At 64.3% G+C, this 10,951-nt stretch carries 7 protein-coding genes; 3 read left to right on the top strand and 4 right to left on the bottom strand.

From position 1 onward, the window contains the following. The 4 genes from JWR89_RS21065 to JWR89_RS21050 all read right to left on the bottom strand — a co-directional run. On the bottom strand, positions 1-1,031 hold a 1,031-nt coding region (locus JWR89_RS21065; RefSeq protein WP_299719772.1), incomplete at its 3' end, for an ABC transporter permease. 9 nt (positions 1,032-1,040) lie between these two features. Then, positions 1,041-2,663 carry an ABC transporter substrate-binding protein gene (locus tag JWR89_RS21060; protein ID WP_299719770.1) on the bottom strand — a complete coding sequence of 541 codons (1,623 nt, stop codon included), beginning with the start codon at positions 2,661-2,663 and terminating at the stop codon, positions 1,041-1,043. 65 nt (positions 2,664-2,728) lie between these two features. Beyond that, on the bottom strand, positions 2,729-4,156 hold the full coding sequence (locus JWR89_RS21055) for a M20 family metallopeptidase (protein WP_299719768.1): 1,428 nt from the start codon (positions 4,154-4,156) through the stop codon (positions 2,729-2,731). A gap of 549 nt (positions 4,157-4,705) precedes the next feature. Next, positions 4,706-5,587, bottom strand: a complete 882-nt coding sequence (locus tag JWR89_RS21050) for an IclR family transcriptional regulator (protein ID WP_299719766.1) — start codon at positions 5,585-5,587, stop codon at positions 4,706-4,708. A 75-nt stretch (positions 5,588-5,662) separates the two neighbouring features. Here JWR89_RS21050 and JWR89_RS21045 point away from each other — a divergent pair, with 75 nt between their 5' ends. The 3 genes from JWR89_RS21045 to JWR89_RS21035 are packed head-to-tail and all read left to right on the top strand — an operon-like array spanning position 5,663 to position 10,949. Then, positions 5,663-7,735 (top strand): hydantoinase/oxoprolinase family protein, encoded by a 2,073-nt coding sequence (locus JWR89_RS21045; RefSeq protein ID WP_299719764.1) that lies wholly within the window; start codon positions 5,663-5,665, stop codon positions 7,733-7,735. Next, complete coding sequence (locus JWR89_RS21040) at positions 7,732-9,396, top strand: hydantoinase B/oxoprolinase family protein (RefSeq protein ID WP_299719762.1); 1,665 nt, start codon at positions 7,732-7,734, stop codon at positions 9,394-9,396. The genes JWR89_RS21045 and JWR89_RS21040 overlap by 4 nt, the downstream gene beginning before the upstream one ends. Before the next feature lie 32 nt (positions 9,397-9,428). Beyond that, positions 9,429-10,949, top strand: coding sequence for an ABC transporter substrate-binding protein (locus tag JWR89_RS21035; RefSeq protein ID WP_299719760.1), 1,521 nt, complete (start codon positions 9,429-9,431; stop codon positions 10,947-10,949). Positions 10,950-10,951: the final 2 nt, after the last annotated feature.

Raw genomic sequence — 10,951 nt, 5'->3', positions numbered from 1 at the left:
CAGACGATGTTGATGCCAATGAAGATCACGCCGATCAGAATGGTGCAGCCGACAACCGCGTTCATGTCGCCGGCGAGTAGCGCGTTGGTCAGATAGCGGCCGAAGCCGGGCCACGCGAACACCGTCTCCGTCAGCACCGCGCCTTCCAGCAGGAACGCATAGGACAGCGCCACCACGGTGACGACCTGCACCGCGACGTTGCGGAAGGCGTGGACCCAGACGGTACGGGACCAGGACAGTCCCTTGACCCGCGCGGTCACTACATATTCCTGGCCGAGCTGCTCGATCATGAAGCTGCGCGTCATGCGGCTGATATAGGTCAACGCGGTGAAGCCGAGAATCGAGGCCGGCAGCACGATGTGGCCGAACACGTCCTTGAACAGTGCCCAATCGCCGGTCAGCGCAGCGTCGATCAGGTAGAAGCCGGTGCGCGGCTCGAGGTCGAGTTCGTACATGGTGTCGATGCGGCCGGGGCCGCCGATCCAGCCGAGCGTGGCATAGAACAGCGACAGGCCCATCAGGCCTAGCCAGAAATGCGGCGTCGAATAGCCGAGCAGGCCGACGAAGCGCACGACGTGGTCGAGCGACGAGCCGCGATACATCGCCGACAACACGCCGGCGGGAATACCGATCCCGGTGCCGATCACGATGGCGACGCTTGCCAGTTCGAGGGTGGCCGGAAACACCCGGGCGATGTCGGTAACCACCGGTCGGCCGGTCGTCAGGGCATTGCCAAAGTCGAACTGCAGGATGTGGCCGAGATAGACAGCGAACTGTTTCCACAGCGGCTGGTCGAGGCCGAGCTGCTTGTACATCGCCACATAGGCATCGTGGGTGGCGTTGGGGCCGAGCACGGCAATCACCGGGTCGAGCGGCAGCAGGTGACCGATGAAGAACGTCAGCGCCGCCAGTCCCAGCAGCGTCGCCGTCACAGAGACCGCGCGGTTGCCGAACGACCGGGCCAGGGTCAGCAGCTTGCGCTGGCGATCCGAGGCCCGGGACTGCGACGCTATGCTGGCCGCATCGGTCATGGTGCGCTGCTACTTGGTGACGGGTGCGTAGTAGGTGCGGAAGCCGTTCCAGGTCCAGTTCTTCACGTCGCTGCGGACGGCGGCGATGTTGTACATCTGGAACATGATCGCGAACGGGCCCTTCGCCATGACTTCCTTCTGTAGATCGGCATAGAGCGCATTGCGCCTGGCAACGTCGGGCTCAAGCAGCGCCGCGTCGACCTTCTCGTTCAGCTCCTTGGACTGGAAGCCGGTGCGCCAGACCGGAATCTGGGTCAGCTTCGCTTCGGGCCGGTTGTCCGGATTGTAGACCAAGCGCGACGCGTTGCCGTGCGCGTCGGGCACGCTGGTCTGCCATGCCTGCATGGCGCTCTGATAGTCGCGACCGCGCACCTTGGCGAACAGCTGGGCGTTGGACATGCGCTCCAGCGTCAGCTTGACGCCGACCCTGGCGGCGTTCTGCTGCACGCTCTGCGCCAGCGGCGCCGAATGCTGCAGGGTGCCGAAGATCAGCTTGGCCGTGAAGCCGTCGGCATAGCCCGCTTCGGTCAACAGCGCCTTGGCCTTGTCGAGATCGAGCTTGAACGGCTGGCCTGCCTTCTCGTCGAGGGCGCCGACGGCGCCGAGCTGGGCGAAGCTGGCGCGCGGCACGCCCAGATTGGTCATCACCGTCTTGGCCAGCCCGTCGTAGTCGATCAGGTAGCGCATTGCCAGCCGGACCTTCTCGTTGCCGAACGGGCCCTCGGTGGTGTTGAAGGTCCAGAAGAACAATTGTGGCTTCAACACCTTCGCGATCGTGACGTCCTTCGACGTCTCGAAGTCCTTGAGATCTTCCGGCGTCAGGTCCCGCGCCACGTCCACGTCGCCCTGGCCCAGCATCAATCGCTGCGTGCCGGCCTCGGCGACGTGCTTGATCAGCACGCGTTTGATGGCCGGCTTCACGCCCCAGTAATTGTCGTTGGCCTGCAGCAATACGGATTCGCTGGCGTTCCACTGCGCCAGCCGGTATGGGCCGATGCATTCGGTATGGGTGGCGAGGTACTTGTTGCCCATGTCGCCATTCACCTGATTGGCCATCAAGACCTTCATGTCCATCACCGTGCCGACGCGGCTGGCGCCGATCGCCTGCAGGACCAGCGTGGTCGGATAGGCCTTGTCGAAGCTGAGGACGACTGTCGCATCGTCCGGCGCGGTGATGCGCTGATCGACATTTTCCTTGGAGAAACCATATTCGGTCAGGGTCGTGGCGTTGCTGGAGCCGAGCTTGACGACGCGCTGCATGCTTTGCGCGACGTCCTGGGCGGTCGCGGTGTTACCGGACGGGAATTTGGCGCCCTTGCGGATCTTGAAGGTGATGGTCTGGCGATCGGGCGACACCGTCCAGCTCTCGGCGAACAGTGGGATGATCTTGCGCTCGTCGGCCGGATCGAAATCGACCAGGCTATCGCAGGTGTTCTGCAGGATTTCGTTGGTGACCACTTCGCCCACCTGGGCCGGATCGAAGGTCGAAATGGCGTCGATGTTCCAGGCCATCACCAACGCGGTCTTCGGCGTCGCGGCGTGCATGGCGGTAGAGCCGAGCATCAGCGAGGAGAACAGCCCGAGGCTGGCCAGCGGGCGATGCCACGAACGGGCGGGACGATGGTCAGTCATGTTCACGATCCTCATATGGGTTCACGGGCAGCGGACGGAGCGTCCGCTGCCCTTTCAGGTGATCGTCAGAGGCCGGCGGGACGCGGCTGCAGCGGCGGATTGACCTCCGGCGGGATCGGGCAGACGTAGGGCATCTTCGACGTCCGATCGCGGATATCGGCCTTGGCGCGGTCGATCAGCGTCGGATCGGTCAGCGCTTCGATGCCGGTCGCCGCCATGATCTTCGCTGCATGAACCATGCCTTTATGCGCCGCCGGCGACTTCCCCTGCGCGACGATCTGCCAGGAATGGCCGGGCGTGCCGATCGCGTGGGTGGCGACGCGGGCTTCCACCGTGGGTACCACCCAGCTTACATCGGCGACGTCAGTTGAGCCGATCATCGGCTCGCCGCGGGAGTCGAACGGGACGACGAAATCGCACAGTGGCGTATCCTTGCGGACAGGCACTCCGACGCGCAGGTAGTCGCTCTCGATGTCCTCATCGGATAGCGTCTTCTGGATCTCGGCGGCAAACGCCCTGTCGGCTGCGTCGAACGGCACCGGCCCGAGCCGTTCCATCGCGTCGTGCATGGCCAGTTCGAGCGGCGTGTTGCCGAGCTTGTTGGAGACCGCGCTGATGACGGTCATCTTCATCGTGGTCCCGGTCATCAGCGCGGCGCCCTCGGCGACCTTGATCACCCGTTCGTTCAGCGCGAACATGCCGGGCAGATCGCGCGAGCGCACGGCGTAGCGCACCTTGGCGGAGGCCTGCACCACGTTGGGGGCAATGCCGCCGGAATCCAGCATTGCATAGTGGATGCGGGCATCCGCGGGCATGTGCTCACGCATGTAATTGGTGCCGACATTCATCAGTTCGACCGCGTCGAGTGCAGAGCGGCCGAGATGAGGTGCTGCGGCGGCGTGGCTGGCGCGGCCGGTGAACTGGAAGTCCATGCGGGTGTTGGCGAGCGACAGCGCTTCATCGACCCGTGAAATCGAGGCCGGGTGCCATGTGATCGCGATATCGACGCCGTCGAATTCGCCGGCCCGGACCATGAATGATTTTGCCGCGCCGCCTTCCTCGGCCGGGCAACCGTAATAGCGCACGCGCCCCGCGGTGCCGGTGGCGGCGAGCCAGTCCTTGATCGCGGTGGCCGCAAGCATCGCCGCAGAACCAAGGAGATTGTGACCGCAGCCATGGCCGTGACCGCCGGGCACCACTTCCTTGTGCTCGGCAATGCCGGCGACCTGGCTGAGGCCGGGCAACGCGTCGTACTCGCCGAGGATGGCGATGACCGGTCCGCCTTCGCCCCACTCGCCCATCACGGCGGTGGGAATGCCTGCCAGATTCTCCTTCACCCGGAAGCCAAGGCCTTTTAGCATCGCGGTGTGCTCGCCCACCGATTGATATTCGGTGTAGGCGATCTCGGGCATCCCCCAGATGCGATCGGCAAGCGCCTCGAATTCCGGTCGGTGGTTATCGACAAGCTGCCAGATCTGATCTGAATTTCGCATGGTTTTCACGTCTTTCGGTGGGGCATTCGGTCGAGGCATTGGGGAGCCCGTGCGAGGCGCGGGCAATCGTGGGACATCTGCCTGACAACCGGTGAGGAGAGTTTCCCGTCGAAGCCGAAGCCACGCCGGTCTATTCTCGGAGCATAGGCAGCCTTGCCCCGAGGGGACCAATGCATTGTCGGTTCGATTCTATGCGCTCTCGGAATAGTTTCGCCGGGACAGCGTGACCATTCGAGGCGCATCGGACAAACTCGAGCGTCGGCGAATTGCGATCGATCAGGCGGGCGTGATCCGCCGGATAGAGTCTCGCAATGCCGACTTCGATTGCGAATCGCGGCCGTTGGTCATCAGGCGGGCAATCGTTGTTGCGGACCGCACGCGCTGTGGGTTTTGAGCCTTCGGCGTCTCGGCGTGCCGACGGCGTAACGCCCACTGGTACGCGCCAGGTCAAAAGCCAGGTCCTCTCTCATTGCAGAGCCCGGATTATATCTGAATGGAGATCAACAGCCGGAGCCGGGCGTGCGATGGCCTGCCGGAGGTCCTGATTTGCTACTCCATCGCAGCCGAGGCGCGGCGGAGCACGGGATCAAATGGGCTGAGCTGGGCTGCGATCTCGGCAGCCGTACGCTTTACAATCTCGGCCACCACCGGGTTGCGTTCCGGCGTCAGCCGGTCGGTGGTGCTTGCAATGCTGAGGCAGGCCACTGCATTTCCGTCATGGCCGAAAATGGGTACACCAAGGCCGGCCATGCCGGGATTAACCCCCGTGGTACCTTCGGCATAGCCAGTGCGGCGGATTGTTGCGAGCCAGGCGCGCAGCGAGGCCTCGTCCAGTCCGATCGGCATCAGGCTCGGTATGTTGTGACGAATGATCTCGTCCTGTTCGGCCGGCGGCAGAAAAGCGAGGATGGCCGATGAGCCTTGGCCGAGACCGAGCGGGACCCGGCCGCCGATGTCGGTCAGCGCCCGGATCGGCAGCGGACCGGCGCTGCGCTCGATGCAGACCGCGTCATAGTCGTTTCGCACCAGGATGAAGATCGTCTCGCCCAGTGAAGCGGTCAGCCGCAACACATGCGGCCGGGCGATGTCGCGCAGGCCATGCACGTTGCCGGCGCACGCGGCGAGCATGAACAGATCCAGCCCGAGCGTGTAGGTCTTGCGGGCAGGGGCATAGGCGACAAGCCGCTCGGCCAGCAGGGTTTTCAGCACGCGGTGGGCGGTCGGGCGCGGCAAGGCGGCCGCCTCGGCCAAGGCTGTCAGGCGCAAGCCAAGGGGGCCGGCGTTGCCCAGCAGGCGCAAAATCACGACGGCACGTTGCAATGCGCCGCTCGCCTCCAATGGAACTTCCATTTTCCGCATCATTTTCTCAGAATTTTCGATGTAAGTTCCATTATACGGAAGTTTTTCAAAATTATAGTCGAAAAATGACAAAATAAATTGCCATCGTCAGATTCTAAAGTGAAGCTCTGTCCAAGTGCAGTGCAAAATTTGAGACGGGACTTGGGCATGGCGCAATGGCGCGTTGGCGTGGACTCCGGTGGCACCTTCACGGATGTCTGTCTTTTCAACGAGAACGATGGACGCATCGAGGTCTGGAAGGTGTCATCGACGCCGGATGATCCGTCGCGCGGCATCGCCCAGGGCGTCGAGGAAGGCATGCTTCTGGTGACGCCCGATGCCGGTGCTTCCCCGGCTGCCGCGGTGTCCTATTTCGGTCATGGCACCACCGTTGCCACCAACGCTCTGATCCAGCATCGCGGCGTGAAGACCGGGCTCGTCACCACCGACGGATTCCGCGACCTGCTTGAGATCGGGCGACAGAAGCGCCCGGATCTATACGACATGCAGGCCGACAAGCCGCCGACCCTGGTGGCGCGCGACCTGCGCCATGAGGTGCCGGAACGGGTGCGTCATGACGGCACCATCGACACCGCGCTCGATGAGGATGCGGTGCGCCGCGCCGGCCGGGCGTTGAAGGACGCGGGGGTGATGGCGATCGCCGTCTCCTTCCTCTATGGCTTCATTCGTCCAGAGCACGAGCGTCGGGCGATGGAGATCCTGCACGAGGAGCATCCCGACGCCTTCATCTGCGCCGGCCATGACGTTGCGCCGGAGTTTCGCGAATACGAACGGCTCTCCACTGTGGTGCTGAACGCCTATCTTGGCCCGGTGATGCGCAGCTACATCAACCGCCTCACGCCCCGCCTTGAAGCGCTGGGCATGACGGCGACGCCGCATCTGACGCAGTCCAACGGCGGCGTCATCGGGTTCTCCGCCGCTGCCGACATGCCGGTGCGCACCGTGCTGTCCGGCCCGTCGACCGGCGTGGTGGGCGCGCAGGCGATCGGCGCATTGGCCGGCTTCCCCGATTTGATCACCTTCGACATGGGCGGCACATCGACCGACGTGGCGCTGCTGAAAGGCGGCGTCTGCAAGATGACGTCGGAGGCCGTGGTGCACGGCTATCCGATCAAGGCGCCGATGCTGGACATCCATACGGTGGGCGCGGGCGGTGGCTCGATCGCCTTCGTCGATGTCGGCGGGCTGCTGAAGGTCGGGCCGCGGTCCTGCGGCGCCGATCCCGGCCCGGTCTGCTACGATCGCGGCAGCACTGAGCCGGCCACCACCGACGCCAACGTGGTCTTGCAGACCTTGAATCCGGACTATCTGCTCGGCGGCCGCATGGCCGTTCGCAAGGATCTGGCCAAGGCCTCCATCGCACGGCTCGCCGACCAGCTGGGGCTGGGTGTGATGGAGACGGCGCAGGGGATCATTTCTGTCGTCACCGCCAACATGGCGCGAGCCATTCGGGTGATTTCGATCCAGCGCGGCCATGATCCGCGCGACTACACGCTGATGGCGTTCGGTGGCGCCGGTCCGCTGCATGCGGCGAGGCTGGCGCGTGAGCTGGACATGAAGCGCGTGCTGGTGCCGCGCAACCCGGGCATTCTCTGCGCCATGGGGCTGCTGCTGACCGACCTTCGCGCCGATTTCGCGGCAACCCGGTTGATGCCGCTGGCGGCATCGTCCGCGGCGGATGTGTCGGCCGCGTTTTCCGGACTCACCGAGCGGGCCGAGGCATGGTTCGTGCATGAGGGGATTTCAACGGAGAACCGCCACCTGACCCGCACTGCCGACATGCGTTACTCCGGCCAGAATTACGAACTCGCCGTGCCGGTCCCGGAAGGACAGGTGACGCCGGCGGTGCTCGACGCTCTGGCGGTGGACTTCGCCGAGGCGCATCGCCAGCGGTACGGTTTTGTGGCCGAAGGCGAGGCGGTGCAGCTTGTCACTCTGCGCCTTGAAGCTACAGGCCGGGTTCGCAAGGCCGAACTGCGCGCTTATCCGATGGAGGCGCCGGACGCCTCCGCCGCCATCACCGGCGCGCGAAAAGTCTGGTTTCCCGAAGCGGGCGATTTCATGGACACGCCGATCTACAGCCGCGACCTGCTGAAGCCGGGCAATGTCTTCACCGGCCCGGCCATCGTCGAGCAGATGGACACCACCACGGTGGTGCTGCCTAGCATGGAGGCGCGCGTGGACGTCTATCTCAACCTCATCCTGGAGGTGGTGGCATGAACGACATGCTCGCACCGGCGGCTCCGCTCCTCGATCCGATTACCGTCGAGGTGATCGGCGCGTCGCTGTCATCGATCGTCGAGGAGACCGGCGAAGCGCTGATCCGCGCGTCCTACTCCACCAACATCAAGGAGCGGCGGGACTGTTCGACGGCGCTGTTCAACGCCGCCGGCTACACTTTGTGCCAGGCCGAGCACATCCCGATTCATCTTGGCTCGTTCATCGGCATCGTGCCGCACATCATGAAGTTGCATCCGGTCGGGGACATGCGGCCCGGTGACGTGTTTGTGGGCAACGACGCCTATGCGGGCGGCGGCACCCATCTGCCGGATATCGTGCTGGCCGAACCGATCTTCGTCGATGGCAAGATTGCGGCCTGGACCGTCAACCTCGCGCATCATTCCGATTTCGCCGATCGCGGCCACGCGCATATCTACCAGGAAGGCCTGCGTATTCCGCCGGTGCGATTGTATCGCGAAGGCGCGTTGCAAAAGGACATCCAGGATCTGATCCTGCTGAACTGCCAGGTCCCGCGCGAGCGCCTGTCGGATCTGCGGGCGCAGATGGCCGCCAACCGCGTCGGTGTGCGGCGCTTCCAGGCGCTGTGTGCAAAATACGGCACCGCCACGGTGCTGGCCGCCGGCGAGCGCCTGCTCGATTACGCCGAGCGCAAGATGCGCGCCGGCATCGCCGCGATGCCCGACGGCACCTGGCGATTCGACGACTTGTTCGACAGTCCCGAGATTGCCGAGAATTTGCCGCTGTCGGTGGAGGTGACGATCAAGGGCGACAGCATGTCGCTGCATTTCGAGGCGCCGGACCAGCTCCGCGCCGGTCTGAACATGACCTACACGGCGCTGCTGGCCACGGCTTACTACGTAGTCAAATCCGTCGTCGATCCGACTATTCTGCCCAACTCCGGCCTGGCGCGACCGCTGACCGTGACGGCGCGGGCCGGTTCGGTGCTGAACTGCGTGCATCCGGCGGCGGTGAACGGCCGGGTGCAGACTTGTCAGCGCGTGTCGGACCTCATTCTGGGGGCACTCGCCCAGGCGGTGCCGGAGCGGGTGACGGCGTGCTCCAACTCCTGCTGTTCGGTGGCGACGTTCATCGGCACGCGCAAGGATGATGGCTCCATCTGGGTCTATCTGGAGACGATGGGCGGCGGTGCCGGCGCCCGGGCGCACAAGGACGGGCTGGACGGCGTTCATGTCCATGTCACCAACACCTCCAACCTGCCGGTCGAAGCGCTTGAGATCGAATATCCACTAACGTTGATGCGCTATGAGCTGGTGGCAGATTCCGGCGGGGCTGGCACGTATCGCGGCGGCATGGGCATGCGGCGCATGTATCGCGCCGATGCCGATTGCCGTGTGCGGGTGGACGTATCGCGGCTAGCTGGTCGTTCCAGCTCTTGGGGCCTGTTTGGTGGTGCCGCAGGTGGCCATGGCGCCATCGAATGTGGCCCGGGCGTGGTGTTCGATCACGATAGCGCGGTGCTGAAGGCTGGCCAGTGGTTTGCATTGGTCAGTCCCGGTGCCGGTGGCTACGGTCCGGCGTCCGCACGCGATGCGGAGACGGTCGCGCGCGATCTTGCCTGCGGCGCGATCAGCCCTGCTTTTGCGAAAGAGACCTATCACGAGACTTGTCCACCGGCCTGACCCTTTCCGATCCCGCGCCTGGAGACTTCCGCATGGTTATGTCCGTCAATCGCCGCAGCCTGATCGCTGGCGCCGCTGCCTTGCCGTTCCTGCGCATGCCCGGCGCCCGCGCGGCGACGCCGGGGGTGCTGACCTTCGGGCTGTCGGCCCCGCCGGCCGCGATCCAGCCGTGGGCCAACAACGGCACCGCGGCGGCGACCATCAAGCTGATGATTCATCGTGGCCTGGTTTCGTTCGATCCAGCCGGCAATCTGCGTGGCGAACTCGCGGAATCCTGGACGCGGGAAGGCGATCATGCCTGGGTGTTCAAGCTGCGCGACGCCAAGTTTCAGAACGGCGAGAAGGTGACGTCGGCCGACGTGAAGTGGACCATCGAGCAGATCGCCGCCGAGAAGTCGACCGCCTACTTCCGCAACGAGATGCAGCAGATCGAAAAGGTGGAGACGCCGGACGACCTCACGGTGCGCTTCGTCACCAAGAAGCCGCTGGCGACGCTGCCGATCTGGATGGCGAGCTATCATCTGCCGATCTGCTCGCGCAATTCTGCCAAGGGCACGTTTGTTGGCGCCGGGCCATTCGTGCTGAAGGAGCAGGAGCGAGGCGTCTCGATCGATCTGGAGGCGTTTCCCGGCTACTACAAAAAGGGCCTGCCGAAGCTGAAGGGCATTCGCGTCATTGCCTATGCGGATGAGAATCTGCGGGTGGCGGCGCTGCAGTCCGGTGACATCGACCTGATCGAATACGTGCCGTGGCAGGCGATGACGGCGATTTCGGACAATCCGAAACTGAAGCTGGATGCGGTCGAAGGCGCGTTCATGTTCCTGGTGTTCAACGGCAGCAAGCCGCCGTTCAACGACCCGCGCGTGCGCCGCGCGGTCGGGCACGCGATCAAGCGCGATGAACTGGTCAAGGCGGCGTTCTTCGGGCGTGGCGCTGCGCTGGAACATCTGCCGATCGCCGATTCCAGTGCGTTCTTCAATCCGGAATTCAAGAACGGTTGGGCCTACGATCCGGCGATGTCGAAAAAACTACTTGCTGAAGCGGGCTTTGCGTCGGGCATCACCTGTTCGCTGCTGTCGACGGCGCAGTACGGCATGCACAAGGACACCGCCGAAGTGGTGCAGCAGCATATCGCTGCGGTTGGTATCAACGTCACGCTGAACCTGCCGGACTGGGCGACGCGCGTAGCCATCGGCAATCGCGGCCAGTACGACATGGCGGTGATGGGCACGGCGGCCGACAGCAACGATCCCGACGGCATTGCCGCGCTCATCGACGGCAGCCTGTCGCCTTCCTATGTGCGATCCTTTGGCGTCAAGACCGAGAAGATCACCGAGCTGCTGGCAGCCGGTCGCGCCGAACTCGACGACGCCAAGCGCAAGGCGATCTATCGCGATCTGGAGAAGGTGGCGATCGAGGAGGCGCCTCTGGTGGGGCTGACCTGGCGCAGCCAAGGCTACGGCATGCGCAAGGGCGTGACGGGTTTTCAGAACATGCCCGGCGCGCTGACCTTCTATTCGGGCCTGACCTTCGAAACGGCTTCGGTAGACTGAGG

It is taken from the genome of Tardiphaga sp. (genome assembly GCF_028290785.1).
Classification (GTDB): domain Bacteria; phylum Pseudomonadota; class Alphaproteobacteria; order Rhizobiales; family Xanthobacteraceae; genus Tardiphaga.
The sequence above is the reverse complement of the archived record's forward strand: the minus strand, read 5'-3'. Positions and strand labels throughout refer to the sequence as shown.